This is a genomic window from Candidatus Neomarinimicrobiota bacterium (genome assembly GCA_017656425.1).
GTDB lineage: Bacteria > Fidelibacterota > UBA2242 > UBA2242 > B5-G15 > JACDNV01.
This window is the reverse complement of sequence record JACDNV010000025.1, coordinates 1-24,614: the sequence shown is the minus strand read 5'-3', so window position 1 is coordinate 24,614 and position 24,614 is coordinate 1. Positions and strand designations below refer to the sequence as shown.

General features: G+C 33.0%; 19 protein-coding genes and 1 pseudogene. 10 read left to right on the top strand and 10 right to left on the bottom strand.

Annotation, left to right across the window (positions count from 1 at the left end; all coding sequences use genetic code 11):
• Positions 1-334: 334 nt before the first annotated feature.
• Positions 335-1,714 carry a hypothetical protein gene (locus H0Z29_11500; protein MBO8132114.1) on the bottom strand — a complete coding sequence of 460 codons (1,380 nt, stop codon included), beginning with the start codon at positions 1,712-1,714 and terminating at the stop codon, positions 335-337.
• Positions 1,715-2,464: 750 nt separating this feature from the next.
• On the opposite strand from H0Z29_11500, the gene H0Z29_11495 reads away from it, so the two are divergent.
• Positions 2,465-2,683, top strand: a complete 219-nt coding sequence (locus tag H0Z29_11495) for a hypothetical protein (GenBank protein ID MBO8132113.1) — start codon at positions 2,465-2,467, stop codon at positions 2,681-2,683.
• Between the two features lie 472 nt (positions 2,684-3,155).
• Here the strand turns inward: H0Z29_11495 and H0Z29_11490 are convergent, their stop codons facing one another.
• Entirely contained in the window at positions 3,156-3,434 is a 279-nt protein-coding gene (locus H0Z29_11490) for a hypothetical protein (GenBank protein ID MBO8132112.1), read from the bottom strand.
• Complete coding sequence (locus tag H0Z29_11485) at positions 3,434-3,823, bottom strand: PD40 domain-containing protein (GenBank protein MBO8132111.1); 390 nt, start codon at positions 3,821-3,823, stop codon at positions 3,434-3,436. Before H0Z29_11485 ends, H0Z29_11490 begins: the two co-directional genes overlap by 1 nt.
• A gap of 94 nt (positions 3,824-3,917) precedes the next feature.
• Between H0Z29_11485 and H0Z29_11480 the strand changes: the two genes are divergently transcribed.
• The 3 genes from H0Z29_11480 to H0Z29_11470 all read left to right on the top strand — a co-directional run bounded on the left by H0Z29_11480 (position 3,918) and on the right by H0Z29_11470 (position 9,116).
• Entirely contained in the window at positions 3,918-4,538 is a 621-nt protein-coding gene (locus H0Z29_11480) for a cysteine hydrolase (protein MBO8132110.1), read from the top strand.
• An 88-nt stretch (positions 4,539-4,626) separates the two neighbouring features.
• The gene (locus H0Z29_11475) at positions 4,627-6,078 is read left to right on the top strand and encodes a radical SAM protein (protein MBO8132109.1); all 1,452 of its coding nucleotides are present in this window, start codon (positions 4,627-4,629) and stop codon (positions 6,076-6,078) included.
• 71 nt (positions 6,079-6,149) lie between these two features.
• The gene (locus H0Z29_11470; protein MBO8132108.1) at positions 6,150-9,116 is read left to right on the top strand and encodes a hypothetical protein; all 2,967 of its coding nucleotides are present in this window, start codon (positions 6,150-6,152) and stop codon (positions 9,114-9,116) included.
• Between the two features lie 151 nt (positions 9,117-9,267).
• Here the strand turns inward: H0Z29_11470 and gdhA (H0Z29_11465) are convergent, their stop codons facing one another.
• On the bottom strand, positions 9,268-10,617 hold the full coding sequence (gene gdhA / locus H0Z29_11465; protein ID MBO8132107.1) for an NADP-specific glutamate dehydrogenase: 1,350 nt from the start codon (positions 10,615-10,617) through the stop codon (positions 9,268-9,270).
• Between the two features lie 1,082 nt (positions 10,618-11,699).
• Positions 11,700-13,013, bottom strand: a complete 1,314-nt coding sequence (gdhA, locus tag H0Z29_11460) for an NADP-specific glutamate dehydrogenase (GenBank protein MBO8132106.1) — start codon at positions 13,011-13,013, stop codon at positions 11,700-11,702.
• 306 nt (positions 13,014-13,319) lie between these two features.
• Here gdhA (H0Z29_11460) and H0Z29_11455 point away from each other — a divergent pair, with 306 nt between their 5' ends.
• The 3 genes from H0Z29_11455 to H0Z29_11445 are packed head-to-tail and all read left to right on the top strand — an operon-like array spanning position 13,320 to position 17,537.
• The gene (locus H0Z29_11455) at positions 13,320-13,781 is read left to right on the top strand and encodes an NAD(P)H-dependent oxidoreductase subunit E (protein ID MBO8132105.1); all 462 of its coding nucleotides are present in this window, start codon (positions 13,320-13,322) and stop codon (positions 13,779-13,781) included.
• The gene (locus H0Z29_11450; protein ID MBO8132104.1) at positions 13,778-15,499 is read left to right on the top strand and encodes a 4Fe-4S binding protein; all 1,722 of its coding nucleotides are present in this window, start codon (positions 13,778-13,780) and stop codon (positions 15,497-15,499) included. The genes H0Z29_11455 and H0Z29_11450 overlap by 4 nt, the downstream gene beginning before the upstream one ends.
• Before the next feature lies 1 nt (position 15,500).
• Positions 15,501-17,537: an FAD-dependent oxidoreductase gene (locus H0Z29_11445; GenBank protein MBO8132103.1), complete on the top strand. Its 2,037-nt coding sequence runs from the start codon at positions 15,501-15,503 to the stop codon at positions 17,535-17,537.
• 6 nt (positions 17,538-17,543) lie between these two features.
• Here H0Z29_11445 and H0Z29_11440 read toward each other — a convergent pair whose 3' ends face one another.
• From H0Z29_11440 to H0Z29_11430, 3 genes are read right to left on the bottom strand one after another with little or no spacing between them, the layout of a single operon-like run.
• On the bottom strand, positions 17,544-17,957 hold the full coding sequence (locus H0Z29_11440) for a PspC domain-containing protein (protein ID MBO8132102.1): 414 nt from the start codon (positions 17,955-17,957) through the stop codon (positions 17,544-17,546).
• On the bottom strand, positions 17,941-18,669 hold the full coding sequence (locus tag H0Z29_11435) for an endonuclease V (GenBank protein ID MBO8132101.1): 729 nt from the start codon (positions 18,667-18,669) through the stop codon (positions 17,941-17,943). The genes H0Z29_11440 and H0Z29_11435 overlap by 17 nt, the downstream gene beginning before the upstream one ends.
• 7 nt (positions 18,670-18,676) lie before the next feature.
• Entirely contained in the window at positions 18,677-19,420 is a 744-nt protein-coding gene (locus H0Z29_11430) for a type 1 glutamine amidotransferase (GenBank protein MBO8132100.1), read from the bottom strand.
• 134 nt (positions 19,421-19,554) lie between these two features.
• Between H0Z29_11430 and pepT the strand changes: the two genes are divergently transcribed.
• Complete coding sequence (gene pepT, locus H0Z29_11425) at positions 19,555-20,814, top strand: peptidase T (GenBank protein MBO8132099.1); 1,260 nt, start codon at positions 19,555-19,557, stop codon at positions 20,812-20,814.
• Here the strand turns inward: pepT and H0Z29_11420 are convergent.
• Positions 20,803-21,558 (bottom strand): response regulator, encoded by a 756-nt coding sequence (locus tag H0Z29_11420; protein ID MBO8132098.1) that lies wholly within the window; start codon positions 21,556-21,558, stop codon positions 20,803-20,805. The two genes, pepT and H0Z29_11420, sit on opposite strands and share 12 nt — an antisense overlap.
• 413 nt (positions 21,559-21,971) lie before the next feature.
• On the opposite strand from H0Z29_11420, the gene H0Z29_11415 reads away from it, so the two are divergent.
• Entirely contained in the window at positions 21,972-23,390 is a 1,419-nt protein-coding gene (locus tag H0Z29_11415; protein MBO8132097.1) for a sodium:glutamate symporter, read from the top strand.
• Positions 23,391-23,409: 19 nt separating this feature from the next.
• A complete protein-coding gene (locus H0Z29_11410; GenBank protein ID MBO8132096.1) occupies positions 23,410-23,883 on the top strand; it encodes a hypothetical protein in 474 nt (157 codons plus the stop codon).
• Between the two features lie 26 nt (positions 23,884-23,909).
• Here the strand turns inward: H0Z29_11410 and H0Z29_11405 are convergent.
• Positions 23,910-24,095: pseudogene (locus tag H0Z29_11405) on the bottom strand (peptidase).
• Positions 24,096-24,614: the final 519 nt, after the last annotated feature.

Genomic DNA, 24,614 nt, shown 5'->3' with positions numbered 1-24,614 from the left:
CTGGACAAAAATTATTGCCCAGTTGGCTATCCATTTCGAAGGAAGGTTAAACCTGTCTCAAAAGAGATCCTTCGGAGAGTTTTAATGAAAAAGGTATTTACACAAAAAATGAAACAGTCTCTAATATTTCCACTACACACATTAGTCCGCTCAAAAAAAGATAAGCGAAATTAATTATAATATGCTTCAATGTCTATAATCATAAATTAAATGCATAAAAATATCATAAAAATAAGACAAGTTTCGAGCTGAAAATATCTAAATAAAGTATATATATTAAAGTATTAAAATTCCCAAGTTAATAAATATTTAACTGAGAAAGGTTAATATTACTTCAATTATAATATTTTATTTTAATACCATCATCCAGAATCTTTGATTCCGCCTTTAGTATCTTTTTTCTCATGTAATAAACTTCAACTACTCCAAAATTCCTTCGAGTAACATCTTTTATTGTGTTTATAATACTTTCCATAATAGTTAATGTTCGGATTTTATCTATTGTAAAACCCTTAGCTAAGGTTTCGTTAACTTCTAAAATCACATAAAAATCATTTACTTGAACATCTATAATACCAAATTTTTTATAGGAACTTAATAATTTATTTTTCAAAACGATATCTTTTGACTCATAACTCTTTAAAGAATAGTCGCTTTTCTCACCACTACTTTTGATTCGATACAGATATGAACTAAAATCACTAAAATCTTTTGGTCTAATATTTCTATTAAGATCTCTATCGGTTTCAATTACACAAATATTATCATCAATAAATTTTATAATTGCTTTTATAACAATAGGCTCCCCTTCAATTTTTAAATCTAAATGGTAAGGCTTAAAATTCGTATCAAGAGACCAAGTGTAATCGAAAACCTTATCGCCAGAAATTAAACTGAGTACACCATTCTCTTTAAATATCCATTTAATTTCTCCTGATTGCCAAGTACCCACAATCCTGTTTCGTTTTTTATTTGACTCATTCACTTCCCTAGATTTATTAAAATACTTCGATCCCTTACCATAAACATATCTTCCTGTATTTATATTTTTCCCCCAAAAAATTGAAATACCAATTCGATGTGATGTACTATCTTTTATCACAAAAAACTGATACTCGTTATAACTAGACCTCAAACCAATTAGATTAATATTTCCAATGGGAATTAAATATAATGAACTATCCACGTGTATATCATCTCCGAAAACAAATTTTATATCCATTGCTAAATGCTTCTTAACCATATAATCATACTTACTCAAATATGGAGTATATAAAGCTATATATATCGGAATATACTCCTTACCTTTCACTCTAAAGATATCATGGATAGTATTTTGAAATACAAAACTGCCAACTTTTGTCTGGTATAGTATGCTATCCACAAGTACAACACACGAATCGATTATATAGGCATTACTATTCTTTACTTTATAAAATTGGTCAATTTTGCTTTCGATGAAGACAATGTCCGACATTTTGAAAAATGTACTATCTGATGGGGATGACTTAATATCAGTATAAACTTCGGTACTATCCTTAACAATTATCCCATATCTGTTAACTGCAATGACACTTTCATTACTATTTATCACTACTCTATCATTGTTCGCTTTACCACAGTATCTATAAACCGTCATTATAAGAAGAGCGAAAATAAACAGTATAGTATAAAAATCGCCCACTTTAACAAATCTGGCCTTATAACTTAACATAAATCTCCTCCCTTAAACTTCTAAATTACGCCAAAAAATATAAATAGAAAAAAAACAAAGGGCAGCAAAAATTACTTCTACAAACGAAGTACTTCGCAACGCTAAATATGGACGAATATAGACAGTAATTTTTCTAGATTCTTCCAGCTTATTCTTCAAATTTCTAACACACCCTGTCCTAGATCTTGGTACAGGGACATCAACACAACAAAATTTTGTAGTCTTGTCGACATTCGCACTTAAAAAATGGGAGAGCTCCCCCAAGATAGTATCCTCTATGTAATCTAACTCATATAATCCATCACGCAACATAAATTTAACGTCAGTTAATTTTAGCTAACCTGTTATCAATTTCATCCTTTCCTATTTCCCTTTTTACTTTATGAAAAATCACGCGCCACAATCCTCTAGATTGAACTATTAAATGCGAAAAACCCTGTTTTTCTAAGATATTAATCCATTATCTAAAAATCAAGATTTTTATAACTGCTTTACGGGAAAGTTCATGCATATAGTGGTACGGTAGAATTGATTAAATTAAGTGTAATGAATGATGAGAGCATAGCCCGTGGACAGGCTATGCTCTTTGAGATATTTAGAAAAGGAATCAAAGATAAGGAGAAAAAACATGACCTATCCCGATTAGAGATCCTACGGATAGTATCATAGCAAATAAAAAACTAAAAGCAAAGATAATATTATACGATTTCAGAAGGGAGTGATTGATTAAAACCTTTTGAGGTGATACAGATGGATGTAAAATATCTTGATGATATACCAGAGTTTTTTAAATACTACTGCAAATACAGACTACCAAGATATCAAATCACAGCAAGGGATGTACGCTCTGGAACACTCTTTTATTTCTATACATATGAGAAAAGTGTAACATCGACAATAATCTCTGTGAAATTATTGTTTGAGCATCTCCCGATTAGGGATCCTACGGATATCCAAGCATGGAATTGATCCAGAAAAAATAACAATTCAAGTTGATAACGGCTCTGAGTTTAGTGGGATAAGAATACATCACAACAGAGGATATAAAAAATATGTCGAAAAGAATTGGAATGCTAAGGTGAAATATATACCACTCCCGATTAGGGATTCTACGGACACATTACCCCAATGCTAATGCCGATGTAGAATCCTCTCATAGATTAATCGAAGACGAATTCCACTGCATAGAATCATTCAGCTCAATAAAAGATTTCCTTAATAAAGCTTCATTTTATCAATTCTATTTCAATTCCCTGGGGGAAAACTCATATAAAAAATTCAAAACCCCGGTAAATATCCTGAAAGATTATAAAATATCCCCAAGTATCGCATTCATGCCTCCACTCACGAACAGGGATTCTACGAATAATCCTCGACAAATTATTCGGCAAAAATTCTATAACCCCCTCACTTAATCCTGTCTATGGTCTGTACCACCATATCACTGAGCCTCCCAACCAAAATCGTTAACATTTTGTTTATCTTCGGTTAATAATTTAATCTCTCTTGACTGTATATCAATCTCATATAGTCTACAGGATTTATAGTTATAATCCAGTATTATCTCATCATCTTTTTTCTCCTTTCTTTCCTTTTCAAACTTTGTAAGCGAATCGATCGCAACGAAAAATATAGTATTAGAATTTTTCCCCCACTTGTAATTAACTACTCCACCACTATGATTCGTCAATTTGTAAGCTTCTCCACCATCAGTTCTCATTATGTAAATCTGATATGTATCCCCATCATCATGATTTGAAAGAAAACCAGATATTTTCCATCAGGAAACCAGCGAGGCATTTTCTCATCCTTATCTGAAAAAGTATACTTTCGTGGTTTCTCGCTTCCATCTGTCGGAACAATCCATATATTGGAACTACTATAATTCTTTGAACTATTCATGTCAATCTCCGTATCTACAAAAGCTATATTATTAGAATCAGGCGAAATCTGTGGATCAGATACATATTTAATCGTAGCTATAATCTCAGGGGTTAAATTACCCTTGGGAATGACTGTGCTAATTATAATAAAAGTAAAGTCAGATTCAAGAAAGTTAATTCTTCCCCAGTTTATTCTCAGCTTCCAAATACGCCAGTTAAATAGCAATACTTTTCCCCAATTTGTCCTTTCATATAAAATATTCAAATATTAAATTAAATACGTATATGTTGATTCAGGAATTAATTTTTAAAGATTCATAATGGACAAAAGTAAAACTGCTTTTATTGATATTGATTCCCAATTTGACTTCATGAATCCCGAAGGAAGACTTTATGTCCCTGATTCTATTAATATTATAGACAACCTTAAGAGGCTGATTAATATTGCAAGAAAGGAAAATATCAAAATATTGGGTTCTGTAGATGCCCATAAAACAGATGACCCAGAAATGAATACTGTAGGTGGACCCTTTCCATTACATTGCATAAAAGGCGAAAAAGGACAGAAAAAAATACCTGAAACCAAACCACTTAACCCAATATATGTTGAAAATCGAGAATATACTGAAGACGAATTAGAAAAAGTAATTAATCACAAAGGTGAAATATATTTCGAAAAACAAAGTTACACAGTTTTTGAAAATCCGAATGCAGAAAAAATTTTTAAAAACTATGAAAATTTTATAGTCTTTGGTGTTGCAACGGACTATTGCGTAAAGTCAGCTGTAATTGGTCTGTTAGATATGAAAAAAAATGTCTATGTAATAGAAGATGCAATAAAACCCGTAACGGAAGCTGGAGGTAAAGAAGCAATTGAACAGATGAAAAAGAAAGGAGCAAAATTTATTAAAACACAGGACGCATTGAAACTTCTAAAATGAAACTCTTAACGCCCATAGAATTGTTACCAATGCCGATTTCAACACAGGAATCGGCATTTTTTATTTAAAGTAGATAGGAGGGTGTACCATGAGTAAATTAAATATTAACCAAATTATTACAGCTAATACATTAAAATATGGTTTTGAAATAAAATTTATTAGAGAACTTATTTTCAAGTATCTTGATAGATATGCATACACAAACATAGTAAAACAAAACAACAACAATCGTTTAAAGAAAGTTCAGGAAGATAAATATGCCATGGTATCCTCGATACTAAATGCTGGCAGGAGAGGTATAAATAGAAAATTAATTGGTGAAAATGCTTCTAAAAGGCTATTTAATAATCTATTTGGAAAAACTTTTCTAAAAACAAATGAGAATTTCTATAGATTCATTGAAAATTACAAGATGCACCCCCCAAGTTTTTTAGTTATATCTCCTACTGGTGCATGCAATCTGAAATGTATTGGATGTTATGCAAATAGTTCCGAAGCGAGAAAAATCACTCTTCCCTATTCCGTTTTTAAAAGAATACTAAGAGAAAAATTAGACCTATGGGGAAGTCATTTTACTGTAATATCAGGAGGAGAACCTTTTTTATATAAATCTGAAGGCAAGAGTTTACTTGATATTTTTGAAGAAAACATTGAGCAAATATTTCTTATTTATACAAATGGGACTCTTTTTACTGACGAAATTTCCCGAAGGCTCGGTGAACTGGGAAATGTAACTCCCGCTATCTCCGTTGAGGGATTTGAAAAAGAAACAGACGCAAGAAGAGGGAAAGGAACTTTTAAACGTATAGTGGAAGGTATAGAAAATCTAAAAAAATATGGTGTTCCATTTGGAATTTCCACTACCGCTACATCCGAAAACTGGGATATAATAACAAGTGAAGAGTTCTGGGATTTTTACTTTGAAAAATTAGGCGCTCTCTATCAATGGATATTTCAATATATGCCAATAGGCAGAAATAGAAATTTAAAGCTGATGGTAACTCCACAGCAAAGAATCGAAATGTATGAGAAAACATGGAAAGCAATCAGGGAAAGAAAATACTTTATCGCCGATTTTTGGAACTGTGGAACAGTAAGTGATGGATGTATTTCTGCAGGAGCTGCATATGGGGGAGGCTATTTCTACATAACCTGGACAGGCGATGTGACACCATGTGTTTTTAACCCTTTTAAGGTCGACAACATTATTGATGTATATAAAAGAGGAGGAAACCTTAACACAATACTTTTTAGCCCGTACTTCAAAGATATAAGGAAATGGCAGCGTAAATATTATGATGATAGACCTCTTGATGAAATGGGTAATCTGATAGCACCATGTCCCATAAGGGATCATTTTTCTGATATCAAAAAAGTATTGTTAAGACACAAAGCCATTCCTATTGATTCTATCGATTATGAACTACTTTCAGATGATGATATAGAAAAAACGATTGACTCTTATGACCGTGAATTTCACAATATTTCCAATCAAATATGGCAGAAAAGATATATCAAATTAAGTCTATTTCGCGACTAGGTAAATAACTCCATTTCTCTAAATTTTTTATTATAATTTATATTAAATTAATTGGTTAATGGAGATTATTTATGAATGCTGAAAACCTTTGTTCATTTTTCAACCTTCTCAAATATGGTGAAGACAGCTACCATGAATTAATGAAAAATAGAGTAAGGGAGATTCTCCTTTTATCTTCCATTTATGATGCTTTTACACTTGAACAGGATAGTGGTCTTTCTGAACAAATCTATGGTGAATATAAGCAATTAAACCTGAGTACTGCGCCAAGGATCACAAATGCTTCAATGCCCGACGAAGCCCTAAAACTACTTGACAATAAAAAATTTGATTTAATTATCACACTACTTAATGTAGGAGATATAACTACACTTGAATTCGCAAAACAAATAAAAACAAAGTTTCAGAACCTTCCTATCCTACTGCTATTGAAATCCAACGCTGAGGTAGAGGAGATACAGCCATACTTAAATCAACTTTACAAATATATCGATGACATATTCCTATGGAATGGCGATGCTAAAATATTTCTTGCCATGGTAAAATCCATAGAAGATAAAAAAAACATCGAAAACGATACAAGAATTGGTCTCGTAAGAGTAATTTTACTTGTTGAAGATTCTGTACAATATTACTCAATCTTCCTTCCCTTGCTTTATACAGAGGTAATGAAACAAACCCAACTACTCATTGAGGAAGAATTAAGCGACATACAAAAACGACTTAGGATGAGAGTCAGACCCAAAATAATTTTACTTCATACTTATGAAGATGCCATTTATTATTACAACAAATATAAGGAATATATACTCTCAGTAATATCGGATATTCGTTTCCCGAACCACAATCAGATGGATAATGAAGCTGGATTAAAACTGGTATCCATGGTAAGGCAGGATAAAAAAAATGACATTCCTTGCATCTTAATGTCATCGGATCAAAGCCATGAAGAAAAAGCTAAGGAATTAGGCGTAACCCTTATAAACAAATTTTCCCAAAATCTTTTACATGAAATTCGCAACTTTATGCTTGAAAGTTTAGGGTTTGGTGATTTCAAATTTCAAGTCCCTGGCAAGGGCATTGTCACTGTTGCAAAAACTATTTACGAATTTGAAGAAAAGCTGAAAGAAGTTCCCGACGAATCTGTGCTATATCATAGCAATAGAAATCATTTTTCTACATGGCTACTGGCAAGAGGTGAAATACAAATAGCAAAAAAGCTAAGACCATTAAAACCAGAAGATTTTAACTCAATAGCTGAATTAAAAAGCCACCTAATAAATTCCATCAGAACCATTAGAGAAAGGAAAAATAAAGGAAAAATCATTCACTTTGATCCAAACAGCCTCACAGATCCTTTTAAAATAATTTTACTTAGCGAAGGCTCGCTGGGTGGAAAAGGACGTGGTATAGCGTTTATGAATAATATTATTGTATCAATGAATCTTGAAAATAGGTACGCCAACCTTCCAATATTGCAACCATGCACATCTATTATAGGTACAAATGAATACGATAAATTTATTGATGAAAATAATATTGATATTACCGAAATAATTTCACTTTCTGATAGAGAAATAAATGAAACATTTATAAACTATAAATTATCAGATGAGTTAAGAGAAAAGCTTTCTATTTATATTGATCAAATAAAAACGCCATTGGCAGTCAGGTCTTCAGGCCTTCTCGAGGATTCTACATACGAATCATTCGCTGGAATTTATAGAACATACATGATACCAAATAATCACCCAGATAAACTTGTAAGATTGAAACAACTTGAATCCGCAATAAAACTCGTATATGCCTCTGTTTTTCTGAAATCAGCAAGGGGATATATAGAAAGCATTAATCATAAAATTGAAGAAGAAAAAATGGCTGTAATCCTGCAAAAAATTGTAGGAGATGAATACGAACCAGGTTATTTCTACCCCGCAATATCGGGCATAGCATCATCACACAACTATTATCCAGTATCTCCTCTCACTTATTCAGATAGTATAGCACTTATAGCAATTGGGCTCGGAAAAGCTGTAGTTACTGATGGAATCGGCTATAGATTCTCACCAAAATATCCTAAGGTAAATCTTTTCGACATTGATACTTTATTACGAAAAACCCCAACCTACTATTATGCAATTGATTTAAATAACAATAAATTTGATCTAATCAGCAATGAAGATTGTACAATGAGAAAACTCTGCTTAGACAAACTAAATAATAAATTAATTTTGAAACATTGTGCCTCTATATATGATCACGAGAATAATAAAATAATACCCTATCGAGAAGACAAACCAAAATATTCTGTAATGTTTAGTTTCGATAACATTCTGAAATATAACAGAGTACCGTTTTCTGAAATTATCGAAAATATACTTGAAATTGGGAAAATGGCCTTTGGTGGACCAGTCGAAATAGAGTTTGCCTTAAAACTATCAAAAGAAATATCTAAATTCTATATACTCCAAATTCGACCCTCTATTTCAAGAACACAAATTGTTGACATTGACTTAAAAAATATAAAAAAAGAAGATATCTGGTTAATGACCAATAATAGTCTTGGAAATGGTATAATAGACGACATTCATGATATTATTTATGTAAAGCCGGAAAAATTTGACAATACAAGAACTTTAGAAATTCAGAAAGAAGTTGAGGTCTTAAACGAAGAAATAAAAAAAGAAAATAAAAAATATATCCTAATAGGTCCTGGTAGGTGGGGTACTGCCGATAGATTTCTTGGTATACCTGTAAAATTTTACCAGATATGTAATGCGAACGTAATTACGGAAGTAATTCTTAATGACTTTAATGTTGAATTATCACAGGGAACGCATTTTTTACACAATTTAATATCAATGAATATAGGATATCTTGTAATAAATAATAATAGCAACTCATTTATCGATTGGAAATGGCTCAAACAGCTTCCTGTCGTAAAGGAAACTAATTTCCTAGTACATTCAAGGGCTAAAAACCCACAAAAAATATTGATGGATGGTAGAAAGGGTATCGCAATTATATATAAAAAATAGAGAAAACTAGAAATTTAAATTAATCTATACTTTTACAATAAGCTTTATTCCTTATAAGTGCTAATTCATATCATAAATCCCAAAATTTTCAGGGCCAAATTTCTAATAATTATTTCAATATTTCCTAATTTCAAAAAAAATATAGAGCAAATTAAACAATCCCTTGATCTATCATTGCGTCAGCCACTTTAATAAATCCAGCTATATTTGCTCCTCTTATATAGTCAACAGTTTCACCATTTTTTCCATACTTTACGCACGTAGCGTGTATATTTTTCATAATATCTCTCAGCTTATTATCAACCTCTTCTTTTGTCCATGTTAATCTTATACTATTTTGGGTCATTTCCAATCCTGAAACTGCCACACCACCTGCATTTGCGGCTTTTGCAGGAGCGAATAGTACCTTTGCCTGCTGAAACTCATCAATTGCTTCCAATGTAGAAGGCATATTGGCTCCCTCAACAACACAAAAACATCCGTTTTTTATTAATGTTCTTGCATCATCTCCATTAATCTCATTTTGAGTAGCACATGGAATGGCAATATCACATTTTACTTTCCAGGGCTTTTTATTCTCCCAATATTGTACTTTATACTTCTCAGCGTACTCCCTTATTCTTCCTCTTCTAACATTCTTAAGATAAAATACAAAACTTAATTTATCTTCATCAATTCCATCCGGATCATAGATTGTTCCATTAGAGTCTGAAAGTGTTACAACTTTTCCTCCTACTTCTAAAACTTTTTTGGCTGCATATTGTGCAACATTCCCGCTACCTGAAATCGCAACTGTCTTACCCTTTATGCTTTCTCCAACAGTTTTTAACATTTCTTCTGCAAAATAGATAGCGCCATACCCAGTCGCTTCTGGTCTGATATAACTACCACCCCAGTTTATTCCCTTGCCAGTTAACGATCCAGAAAATTCATTCTTTAACTTCTTATATTCTCCAAACAAATATCCAATTTCTCTGCCACCAACACCAATATCTCCAGCTGGAACATCTGTATCAGGACCTATGTATCTATACAATTCCCTCATGAAGGATTGGCAAAACTTCATTACTTCCATATCAGATTTAGCCTTGGGGTTGAAATCAGAACCACCTTTTCCCCCACCCAATAGAAGCCCGGTCAAGGAATTTTTAAAAATTTGTTCAAATCCCAAAAATTTCATTATGCTCAAATTCACTGAAGGGTGAAATCTTAAACCTCCCTTATATGGTCCCAATGCCGAATTAAACTGGACTCTAAACCCTCTATTTACATTAATATTCCCTCTGTCATCAACCCATGGAACCCTGAATATTATTATTCTTTCAGGTTCTATAATCCTCTCCAATATTTTATTCTCAATATATATAGGATTATCTACTAAAAAATCCCATATTGAATTAATAAATTCTCTAACTGCCTGGTGAAACTCACTCTCTCCAGGATTTTTTGCAATCACATAACTCATGAAATCATCAGGTGATGAATAATATTTTCCGTACATTTTTTAGTACCTCCTCTTCTAAAAAACTCAGGAATTTATTGCTTGAAATTTTTCTTTTTAAACAAAAAAATCGCGAACTAAAAATATTTTATACAATTATTATCATAATCACATAAATAAAATTTCTCAAAAATAATTTTTAAATATTTTTATCTGTTTATTTATATTTGCTAATCTGAAGCTTTATATTGGCTAAATCATTATACTAAGAACGAAATAGACAGAAAGTATGAAGGATACTCCCAAGCTTATATTTCTCATAATATTTCCTAAATCTACATCTACCCTACGAAATTTTGATCTTGTAATATTAACATTCAAACCAAGAAGGACACTTTCATCTATATGACCTATTGACTAATTCTCAGCCAGCAGATTTTTGCGTTCTCTATAGTAATAACCAAATTATAACTTTTCCGAAGATAGCTTACCTGTAATCATACCTTTTCTCTCATCAAATATAACAGTTATATCATATATCGATTATACTGCCAATATCAGCAATTATATTAAATATTTTATAACACCTATCACTTTGGCATTATATTTTATAACATACTGATTCAGGTAATCCAAACTCGTAAAATTTTCTCTATACGCACTCGTGATGAAAGCTTTTGAGTCGTTTATATTATCACATGTGTTCTTTAATTCAAACTAAATATCTAAAAAAATCAATAATCGCTTTCTAACTTCAAAATTCCCGTATAACATTACACATCGTTAAAGTAATAGACAATCAGTTTGTACCTACATTTGGGCCTATACATATCAAGATACAATTTCATACTTTTAAAAATAAAATAATTCTGATTTTTAACAATATTAAGATTATCAATACTTATTGAAGCAAGTTTATGTTGGATACTACTTTTTAGCTTTAATTCCCGCAGAATGAATTGTTAAGCTCGTATTTTTAAAAATTGTTACATTCACGCATTCATATACGAAAGAATAAATAAAAAGTATCAGACTAAATATTATTAACCTATATATAGTCCACATATTTACACTCGAGTGAAAAATGATACTAAAAGGGAAAATAAAATATTACAAAGATGAAAAGGCCTATCAATACTAAATCAGATTACCCCCTGATCTATCATTGCATCAGCCACTTTTATAAATCCGCCTATATTAGCACCTCTTACATAATCCACATAGTCACCTTTTTTTCCATACTTCACGCAAGTATCATGAATATTTTTCATAATCGACTTTAAATAGGTATCTACCTCTTCACTAGACCATCTTAATCTCATGCTATTTTGAGCCATTTCAAGACCTGAAACTGCCACACCCCCTGCATTTGCAGCTTTTCCAGGAGCGTAAAGTATCTTTGCTTTCTGAAAAATATCAATCGCATCAATAGTACAGGGCATATTAGCACCTTCGACAACTGCTATGGTACTATTTTCGACGAGACGTTGAGCATCATCAGCATCCAATTCATTCTGTATAGCACATGGAAAAGCAATATCAACCTTCCGTTCCCAAGGTTTACGACCAGAGAAAAATTCTACACCAAATTTTTCAGCATACGGTCGGATAATATCCTGATTTGATGCACGTAACTCAAGCATTAAATCAACTTTTTCACCATTCACACCATCGGGGTCATATATATATCCATCAGGACCAGAAAGTGTAACGACTTTACCACCTAATTCATTTACCTTTTTCACAATACCCCACGCAACATTACCAAAACCACTAACAGCCACAGTTTTTCCTTCAATAGAGTCACCTACTTCATTAAGCATAGCTTCAGCAAAATATACTACACCATATCCTGTTGCCTCTGGACGAAGAATGCTGCCACCCCATTCCAGACCTTTACCAGTAAACACACAAGTAAATTCATTTTTTAACTTTTTATATATACCAAACATATAACCAATTTCTCTAGCACCGACACCTATATCTCCAGCTGGCACATCGGTGTCTTCTCCAATATGTCTGTAAAGTTCCGTCATGAAAGACTGACAAAACCTCATTATCTCCATGTCAGATTTACCCTTGGGATTAAAATCCGAACCACCTTTTCCCCCACCCATCGGCAACCCAGTCAGGGAATTCTTAAAAATCTGCTCAAATCCTAGAAACTTTAATATACTAAGATTCACTGATGGGTGGAACCTCAATCCACCTTTATAAGGACCCAATGCAGAATTAAATTCCACTCTAAAACCCCTATTTACTTGTATTTCACCATTATCATCTACCCACGGAACACGAAAAATAATTACCCTTTCTGGCTCAACTATTCTCTCAAGAATCTTATTCTCAATATAAATAGGATTCTCTAAAATAAAATCCCACACTGATAATACAAATTCTCTAACTGCTTGGTGAAATTCACTCTCACCCGGATTTTTAGCAATAACATAATTCATGAAATCTTCAGGGGTTGAATAAAATTGATTGCCAATCATTTTCTTCCTCCGATTAAAATTACATTAAATAAAAGGACAAAAACAGTGCCATATCCGGTCACACTCTAACGTTGAGGATTATTATTTAATTATTCAAGATAAACAATAATATTTCTCAATAATTGAAAATTTATACTTTGATTATTAAATTATTTTTCCGTTTCTAAAAAATTGTGGAAATTTAACTCAATAAACTATCTATTTTCAGGCTATTTTTATATGGTATAAACTTTGCCTCCAAAATAAAATGATATTTTGAGGAAAAAAATGAACAACAACTATACCGAAATCATCAAGCAAATCTCTAAGGAAAAAAGCAATTTGATAAAAGCACTGCAGCTCATTCAGCAAAACGAAGGTTATATTTCCAATGATAGTATAAAAACAATAGCGGAGTATTTTAACTTAGCCCCCGTTGAAGTTGAAGGAGTTGTATCTTTTTATACACAATTTAAGAGGCAAAAGCCCGGTAAATATCATATTTTAATTTGTGATGGAACAGCATGCCACATAAAGGGATCGAAACTGATCAAAGAATGGATCGACGAAGAAATCAATCTAAATAATAAAAACGAGTTCGAGGGGCTATTTTCTGTCGAAATAGTTGCATGTCTAGGATGCTGTAGCTTAGCTCCTGTAATATCAATAAATGGAAAAGTGTATGGTAAACTGGATAGAAAATCTCTTATAAAAATATTAAAGAGATACAAGCGAGGTGAAATTCAATGATAAAAAGGATTAAAGTTGGAACTGCAAGCTGTGGAATTGCCGCTGGTGCAGAAGAGGTTTACAATTTCCTTACTTCAAAAATAAAGGACATCGAAATAATAAAAGTGGGTTGTATAGGACATTGTTATGCAGAACCAATCGTTGAGGTAGAAACAGATAAAGGTTCTTTGTTTTATTCCAACGTCAGACCGAGCGATGAATATTTGAACGCTATATTAAATGAGGAAGAAAAATTTTTACATATATTCCCCCAAAAAAGAAAAGAGAAAGAATTAATTAAAGTAACAAGGTTAAGCGGCAGAATATCTCCTACATCAATAGATGAATATATTAGAAACGGTGGTTATAATGGACTTCAAAAGGCACTGGATTTAAAACCTGTAGATATAATTGAAGAGGTTAAAAAATCCAGACTAAGGGGACGTGGTGGCGCAGGTTTTCCTACAGGTTTAAAATGGTCAATACTTGCATCAAAATTTTCCGAGGAAAAAATACTAATATGCAATGGTGATGAAGGTGACCCTGGAGCTTTCATGGACAGGTCGCTTATGGAATCAGTCCCTCACCAGATAATTGAGGGTATGTTAATCGGTGCTTATGCGACTGGAGCTACAAAGCTTTTCATTTACGTTCGTGCAGAATATCCACTAGCTATAAAACATCTTACTCAAGCAATAAAACAGGTTGAAGAAAAAGAAATTAATATCATAAATGGTAAAAAAATACCTATAATTATAAAAGAAGGTGCAGGAGCTTTTGTCTGTGGTGAAGAAACCGCTATGATCCATTCGCTTGAAGGAGGGAGGGGAAATCCAAGATATCGTCCACCTTATCCAACAGACTATGGATACATGGGATATCCTACAGCAATAAATAACGTTGAAACCTTTGCCAATATTCCAATTATTATAAATGAAGGTGGAGAAAAATTTGCAGAAATCGGTACAGAAAAATCAAAAGGTACAAAGCTATTTGCCCTTGCTGGTGATTTAAAATATTCAGGATTAATTGAAGTACCAATGGGGATTACAATTGGTGAGATTGTATATGACATTGGTGGAGCTGAGATTGGGTCTGTAAAAGCCGTACAAATTGGTGGTCCCAGTGGCGGTTGTATACCAGAAGAGCACTTTGACGCAATCATTGATTACGACTCTTTGATCGAACTCGGAGCAATAATGGGCTCGGGTGGACTTATTGTAATCGGAAAATATAGATGTATGGTAGAAACAGCTCGTTACTTTCTAGACTTTACAACTAGAGAGAGTTGTGGTAAATGCACATTTTGTCGAATTGGTACCAAGAGAATGCTTGAAATTTTAACAAAAATAACAGAAGGTAAAGCAACTCAAGACGATATGAATACCTTAGAAGACCTTGCTATCAAAGTTAAAAAAGCATCCCTTTGCGGACTCGGGCAAACCGCTCCAAATCCCGTGTTATCGACGTTAAAATATTTTAAAAATGAATACATAGAGCATATTGAGGAAAAAAAGTGTTCTGCATTGGTATGTAATTCACTTGTAGAAGTTTATCTCGATAAAAACCTTTGTATCGAATGTGGACTATGCATAAGAACATGTCCTGTAAACGCGATCTCTAATGATTATGTAATAAATGTAGATTTATGTACAAGATGTAACAGTTGTATAGAGGTTTGTCCTAAAAATGCAATTTCGCGCACACCTTTAAAGAAGAAGATTAAACAAGAGGAGTAAGGTGGAAAAGATAAAATTAAAAATAGACAATCAGGAAATAGAAATCGAAAAGGGAAAAACAGTACTTCAAGCAGCATTAAAATTGGGCAAAGATATCCCTACACTATGTTACAATCATAAAATATCCCACAACACATCATGCTTTGTCTGTGTTGTAAAAGATAATAGAAATGACAGATACATACCGTCCTGCTCGACTTTAGCAGAGAATGGTATGGACATATTAACAGATACCGAAGATGTTCTCGAAGTAAGAAGAACAGCTCTGAATTTACTGCTATCCGAGCATACAGGAGACTGTGAAGCACCTTGTACTATTGCCTGTCCTGCACATGCAAGAGTCGAGGAATATGTTAGGGCTGGAAGAGATGGTGATTTTCTTAAATCACTAATAATAATAAAAGAAAGAATTCCCTTGCCAATATCAATTTCGAGGGTCTGCCCAAGATTTTGTGAAAAAGACTGTAGGAGAAACCTAATTGACGGGGAACCAGTTGCAATAAATGACTTTAAGAGATTAGCTGCCGACTTGTATTACGATAAATACATGGAAGATTTACCACCTTTGAATGGTAAAAAAGTAGCCATAGTTGGAGCAGGTCCTGCTGGTTTATCTGTAGCTTACTTCTTAAGACTCTCAGGAGTAGCATCGGATATATATGAGAAATTACCACGGCCGGGAGGTATGTTGAGATATGGAATCCCTGAATACCGATTGCCTAAAAAGTTAGTTGATTTGGAGATAGACCATTTTATCAAAATGGGTGGTATAAATTTTTATTGTAATAAAGAGCTGGGAAAAGATATTAGTTTATATGCATTAGCAAATGGATATGATGCTGTTGCCATTACAGTAGGATCATGGAAATCAAGTTCCATGGGAATTGAAGGCGAAGATCACACCGAAAAAGGAATCGATTGGCTTAAAAATATCGCCTTAAATGGTTGGAATGGGAAGAATCCTGGTAAAACCATCGTAATTGGCGGTGGAAATACAGCCATGGATTGTGCAAGAACAGACATCAGACTTGGAAGCAAAGAGGTATACTGTTTTTACAGACGTACTGAAAGTGAAATGCCAGCAGAAAAGATTGAGATAGAAGAAGCAAAAGAAGAGGGTGTAATATTTAAATTCCTTGTTGCACCAGTCAAAATCGAGATTAAGAACGGTAAAAAAATACTAACCTGTCAAAAAATGCAACTGGGAGAGATAGATGCCAGCGGAAGAAAAAGACCTATACCAATTCCCGAATCAGAATTCACCGTAGAAGCAGACACTATAATTTCTGCAATCGGTCAAAAAACAATAGCTCCAGAGGAAATAGAGACTAATCGTTGGGGTGATATAATAATAAATCCCGATAATCATCAAGTCAAAGGTAAAATTTTTGCGGGTGGTGATTGCGTAACAGGACCTGCATCTGTAGTCGAAGCCGTGGCAGCAGGCAGGAAGATAGCGTTAGGTATATTGAACTTTTTCGAGGGGAAAACCTACAAAGAACCTTATTCTATAAATGTTACAAGGGGGCACTGGCAATATTTAAAGAAAGATGAACTCGTGTTTTTAAAAGAGCCTATAAATAAAAAAAGACAGAAGATACACTACATTCCGATCAGCGAAAGAAAAAATTCATTCAAAGAGATTACAAAAACTTTTACTGAGAAAGAGATTATGGAGGAGGGTAAGCGTTGTCTTGAATGTAGCTGCACTGCCAAGAATGATTGTAAGTTAAAAACTTTATCTGAAAAATACGGAGCTCATCCAGAATTTTATAAAGGAGAAAAAATAAAATTTTCATATGATAATAGACATCCTGAAATAATACTTGATAGAAACAAATGTATTAAGTGCGGTATATGTGTAAAGATATGTAAAGAAGTGGTCAATAAATCACTTATTGGATTTATTAATAGAGGTTATAATACAACTATTTCCACAGCTTTCAATAACCCATTGCCATTCTCATGCAAAGATTGTGGAGAGTGTGTAGATAACTGTCCTGTTGGAGCACTTGATTGGAAGAATAAAATCGAATAGTTGATTTTACTTTTTCTTAAAAATTAGAAAAATCCCAAGAGCTATTAATCCCAATGGGACAATAAAATTATATATGAACTGCAGATAATACATTATGTAATCATGTACCCAATAATTTCTTGCGATAAAAATAACTCCCAATAACACCAGTGTAATACCTATTATAAGATACGCGCTATTTTTCTTAGAAGATGTTTCTATTTTTGATTTATTTTCTTTTAATTCCTCTGACACACCCTTTATCTCTGATGGAATTATAATCCAGGCAATTATATAAAGTACTAAACCAACACAATCAAAAAAAAGAAGAAGTATCCAGATAATACGAACTATTACAGGATCTATACTAAGATATTCGCCAAGACCACCACAAACTCCAGCAACTACCCTATTCGAACTGCTTCTAAATAACTTCCGCATTTTTCCCTCTTTCATATTCTTTTCTAAATTTTTTTGTTTTACTATCAATTATTCGAATCGGTTCAGGAATTCTATAGTTTGTACAGAAGGATAAAACCAGACTAACACTGCTTTCTATATCAGTCTTATTTCCAGGTGATATAAAAAGGGGACGTGTATAATCCCTTGTTCTTAAAACCGCACCTACAACTTCTCCCTTATAGTACAAATATGAAAAACTCCCCTTTCTTGTACCAGGTTCATCATAATCACCTATTAAACGTGATTTCGCACACCCTATTGTTGGTATGTCATAAATAACACCGATGTGGGATGCCAATCCCATCTTTCTGGGATGTGCAATACCTGCACCATCGACTAGAACTAAATCAGGCTTATCCTTAAAGTTATTTAAAAGCGGAATCAATAAAGGAATTTCTCTGAAGCTTAAAAATCCCGGTATATAGGGAAAACTAACATTTGCAATATTTTTATGAATACTATATTGATTAATATTAAATATCCTTCGATCCATATCATAACTAACATTAAATACTCCCATAACAGCAAATCCAAGTTTGCTTTTCCTATGATAGGAAATATCTACAGCCAATACTTTTTTTACTTTTGTCACATCAATTTTTGAAAACTCAACTTTTTTAAATAATTCTTTCTGAATCCCCTTAGCTGTTGTTAGCGATACATTCCAGTCATGTGATATTATAATATCCATAGTAATTTTAAATGCTTGTTGCCAATGTTATAAAGTTTTTAATAATCATTTTTGGTTTTCTTAATTCTTTCATGTTTTTTAATAATTCTTCAGGTCTTTTTTTGAAAAGCGGACCTCCCTTATAATCTTTTTCGATCAATTTCCAGTTCTTTCTTATATAAAATTCCATCACCTCTTTTGTATATTCAGGATGAAATTGTACTCCATAGATAAAATTATCATACCTAACCGCCTGATACATGGAATGTTCATTCCATGCAAGCTGTATAAAATCGGCACCAAGCCTGCTGACATTATCGACATGTGAAGTATATACATCCATTTTAGATCTATTTATTCCCCTGAATATTGGGTCTGCTATACCGTTAATTGTTAGGTTTATTCTACTTATTCCAAACTCCGGACCCATAGGATTCCGACTAACATCGCCTCCAAGCGCTTTACATATCAACTGATGCCCAAAGCAAATTCCAAGCATTGGTATTCTCCTTTTTATTGCTAACTCAACTATCCATTTGAATCCATCAAGATATTTATAGCCAGTTACGATAGAGCTGTGAGCGCCCGTTACAAAGATAGCCTTGTATTTACCCAAATTGTATATTTCTACATCAGGCACACTTCGTACAGTCCATAAAACATCATTTCTGTCGCTCAAATTCACAATAAGATTATCAAAATCTTTATTTCGTTTTCTTAATTCTACATATGAAGAACCAGGTTTTATTATTAAAAAGTAAAGTTTTTTCATCTGGCTTAATATAATTTATTCACATTCCTAAGTTTAAAAGTTAGAATTACATTTTCAAGCTAAAAAATAATTTTATGTGCCTTTTTTGTATTACCTGTGTAAATTCCCCGAGGTTTAAAGGTAGGAAGGGAGTAATGCTATTAAAAGAAAAGCTTGTAGAAAGATTTTTAAAATATGTAAAAATTGATACTCAATCTAAAGAAGGAGTTGAAGACAAATTCCCGAGTACAGATAAACAAAAGAATCTCGCTTTGCTTCTCGTAGATGAATTAAACAGCCTTGGACTTTATGAGGTTGAAATAGATCAATATGGTTACGTATACGCAACTCTACCCTCTAATCTCGCTGAAGATGAGGATAAAGTGCCTCCAATAGGTTTTTTAGCACATCTGGACACCTCACCAGAAGTATCTGGTGAAAATGTTAAGCCGATTATACATGAAAATTACTCTGGAGGCGATATAGTCTTGCCTGGTGACCCCTCTCAGGTTATTAAATTTGAAGAAAATCCGTCTCTTAAACAGCACATAGGAGATGATATTATTACATCAGATGGTACAACACTACTCGGTGCTGATGATAAAGCCGGTATAGCAGAAATTATTACTGCAATAGAATATCTAATCAACAACCCCGACATAAAACATGGTAAAATAAAATTGGCATTTACACCTGATGAAGAAGTGGGTAATGGAACAAAACATTTCGATGTAAACAAATTTGGTGTAAAGTATGCATACACCGTTGATGGTGAATCCTTAGGTGAAATTGAGAATGAAACATTCAATGCAAGCACGGCAATATTTAATATTCATGGAATAAATGTACATCCTGGATACGCAAAAAATAAACTTGTCAATGCTATTAAAATTGCTTCATTTATTGTCTCAGAACTCGAAAAAAAACCATCTCCCGAAACCACTGAAAAAAGAGAAGGGTATCTCCACCCATATGTTATCGAGGGAGGAGTCGAAAAATGTACATTAAAGGTTTTAATTCGTGACTTTGAACTTTCCGCCATGAAAGAAAAGGAAATAGATTTAAATAAAATTAAAGACTTAGCTAATAAAAAATATCCAAAATCAAAAATTGAACTTGAAATAAAAGAATCATATAGAAATATGAAAATTAAACTCGAGGAGGATCCTAAGGTTGTTGAATACGCTCTGGAGGCTGTAAAAAGATCCGGACTGGAACCCAAATTACAGATTATACGAGGGGGTACAGATGGAGCAAAATTGTGTTTTAAAGGTATACTGACACCAAATATCTTCACAGGTGGCCATAACTTCCACAGCAAACAGGAATGGATCAGTATTCAAGCAATGGAAAAAGCGGTACAGACTATATTAAATTTAATAAAAATATGGCCCGAAAAATCCTTAGCGAAATAGTCTTTTATGCCGTTTTATTAATTTAATTTTTATAGGCAAATTGTATTCTTTACAAATTTCCTTGCAAAATTTTTTAGCTTCCTTTGTTCTTACAATCACTTCAGGCTCGATTTCATTTTCTATCCCCAATGTCACAAGAGCCTTTAATCTATCAATAAATGATTCCTCTTTTAAAGATTGTATATTTTCAAAACTGTAACATTTAGTCTTATAGCCCTTTCGAATAATCATGTCCGGTACATATCCTTTCCACCCCTCTGGATAATCTGGAAAATCAGGATGTAGCTTACTATATACTTCATATCCCCTTTTTATGTAATGATTAATAAGAAAATTTAATAGGTTAATCTGATCCTTCTTTGTTCTAATATGTTCTGCACTTTTTCTCAATCCAGCAAGTACTCTTGCATATAGAACTTCCAGATCAAAAGGTTTTGTGATATAATCATCAGCACCAGTTAAAAGCCCACTTATCTGTGAATCAGGAGTATCCTCTCCAGTTAACATTATAACCGGTATATGTGATGTCAAACCATTTTCTTTTAATCGTTTCAATACGGTAAATCCATCAGCTCCAGGCATTCTAACATCAAGTAAAATTATGTCGGGCTGTTCTTTTACCGCAACCTCATTCGCATTAACACCTGAGTTCAATAGTACTACAAAAAACCCTTTTTCTTTGAAAAAATTTTCTAATAGGTTTAGAAGTTCAGTATCATCATCTATTATCAGAATCTTTTGCATAAACACCTCGCAATTAAATACGTTAAAATTTACCTTTTAAATGTTAATCAAACAACTTTCTAAGCTTATAAAATTTATAAGGATAGGAATGTAACCTTAGGAACATTTACTCTGTCTAATTGTTAAAATCATTGAAATTTGAAAAATTTGATTTCAATTTGGCATAATATTTGTTAAATTATATCATGGTTTTTGATGCTACTACGGATCAACCTCAGATAGATCCCTCCCCCTCCCCGAATGTGCCGCAACATCCCCCATCATCCCCTCACTTAACGTTCGGGGAGGGTATCTACTCTAGCTCATAAAAAATTTCTTTAATTTGAAAATATTTCCTACTATATGAATATATTGCCTATTTTTATTTTATAATATAAATAGGTAGATTATTTTAGTATTTATGGGAGACTGTTATGAATTTCCCTTGGCAGTTATTTTTAAATCTGGGAATAATATCCACAGCTCTTATTTTAGCTACATTCTTTAGAGCAAGAATTATTCTATTACAAAAATATCTGGTGCCAAACTCACTAACAGCTGGATTTATTCTTCTTATTTTTTATAACTACTTTGGGCCGCAAATCAATTTAACACAGGAATCATTAGGACACATGGTTTATCATTTGTTGAGTATTTCATTTGTTGCAATGAGTCTCAGGAGAGCACCAGAAAAAAGGCAAAAAAGTAATCACGGCATCATCTCAACTTCAATATCAATAATTTTCCAATACGCAGTCCAAGCAATGGTAGGGCTATTCATCACCTATTTTTTTATGAAAACCTTTTTCCCAAATTTATTCCCAGCGTTCGGGTTCTTTCTACCTTTGGGTTTTGCCCTCGGTCCCGGACAATCATATGCGATTGGGAAAGGTTGGGAAAGTTTCGGTTTTGAAGGCGCCGGAAGCATCGGATTGACTTTTGCTGCCCTTGGTTTTATATGGGCATGCTTTGGTGGTATGTATCTAATCAACTATGGACTAAGGAAAAACTGGATTGAAGAGAAAAAAATTGAAGTAATAAAAAAGATTGAGGTAAAATCTGGGATACTTTCACCAGATGCAAAAAAGCCCTATGGCTCACATTTAACAACACATTCGGAGGCAATAGATAGTATGACGTTAAACGCTTCTGTAGTTTTCATGACCTATCTTTTTAGCTACATCTTTCTAAAATTTATCTCATATATTTTATCCTTTGCCGGAAAATTAGGTAGCGATTTGGCAATAAACCTGTGGGGTATTAGTTTTGTCTTTGCCGCACTTTTTGCATTGCTTATAAGAAAAATTGCTAATCTGTTAAAAATAGATTATGTCCTTGATAATGGTTGTCTAACAAGGATATCTGGTTTTTCAGTAGATATTATGGTTGCTGCTTCCCTTGGAGCAATATCCCTTGTTGTTGTTAAGGAATATCTTATCCCTATCTTAGTCTTGAGTACTATTGGTGGAATAATTATTATTATATCAACACCTTGGTTCTGCTCAAGAATTTACAGGGATCATAGATTTCACAGGACATTGATTGTATATGGAGCATGTACAGGCACAATGCCCACTGGTCTTGCACTACTGAGAGTATTGGATCCACAATTTGAAACACCTGTAGCAAGTGATTACATGTTTTCAAGTGCAGTTACTTTTGTTTTAGTCATACCTTTCATTTTAGCTATAAATCTACCCGCATATAGCTATTTGTATAAAAAGCAAATTTACTTTTGGATTGCTATTCTCATTTCTTTTATTTATTTTATATTTACAATTATTATGAAGCGAATTCTAGCAAAGAGAAATTTTTTTAGAAAACCATCAAAAATTTGGCTAAGGACAAGTTAAATAGTAAGTAGGTAATATTATGAAAACTATTATTTATTATTTTACACTGAGTGGCAATTCAAAGAAAATATCAGAAAATCTATCGAAACACCTAAAATCTGATGTCGAGGAAATTGTAGACAAAAAGAATAGAGAGGGGATATTAAGATTTTTTATCAACGGTTTTGACGCAATTTTCGAAAGATATACAGAAATAAAGAAAATAGAGAAAAAACCATCAGACTACGACTTAATAATTGTAACCTTCCCTGTGTGGGCAGGAAAGATACCTCCAGCAATTAAAACTTTTTTCAATACTTATAAAGATCAAATAAAAAAGTATGCACTTTTTATGACATATGGACTGAAACCAAGTGCGAGGGCAATTAAAATTATAGAAGAAATAACTGAGAAAACGCCGTTATCGATTGCCAGCATTTCCGCCAAAGAAATAGATACTAAAAAACTAAATGAAGAAATATCAGACCTTAAGAAAAATCTGTCAATTATATAAAGCACTTAAATATCGCCTCTGAAAAATCATAGAGTGAACCTATTTTTTTCAAAGGATATTGAGCCAATTTTACCTCTTATAATAATCAGAGCATCGTTACTTGTATGTTTACTACTGGTTAAATCTTCAATATTCCCATGATCACTAATAATAATCAGTAAATCATCACGTAATATATTATTTATAAGGGGAAAAATTAACCTATCGAAAATTAGTAATTTCTCGACTAATTAACTTATCTTCACTTTATGTTCCAATCTATCGAGGAACGGTAATTCATATAATACGGTATTATTATTCTTAAGCTGCTATAATAATATTTCACCTGCTCTTTCTGGTGAGAATAACGTCTTGTATTCACGAAGTCGCCGAAGGCGATTTCCCGAAGGGCAAGATAGCCTTACGGCAATTGCAAAATGAAGATTGCAAAGTGCAAAAGTCAAATTTATTTCTGTCTACATTTTGAGTACAAAAGCCAAATCTGACAAAAGGCGATTTTGCATTTTTCAATTTGCATTTTGCATTCTGCATTGAGCCTTTGCGCTTAACGTCTTGTATTCACGAAGTCACCGAAGACGATTTCCCGAAGGACAAGATAGCCTTACGGCAATTGCAAAATGAAGATTGCAAAGTGCAAAAGTCAAATTTATTTCTGTATACATTTTGGGTACAAAAACAAATCTGACAAAAAGCGATTTTGCATTTTTCAATTTGCACTCTGCATTCTGCAT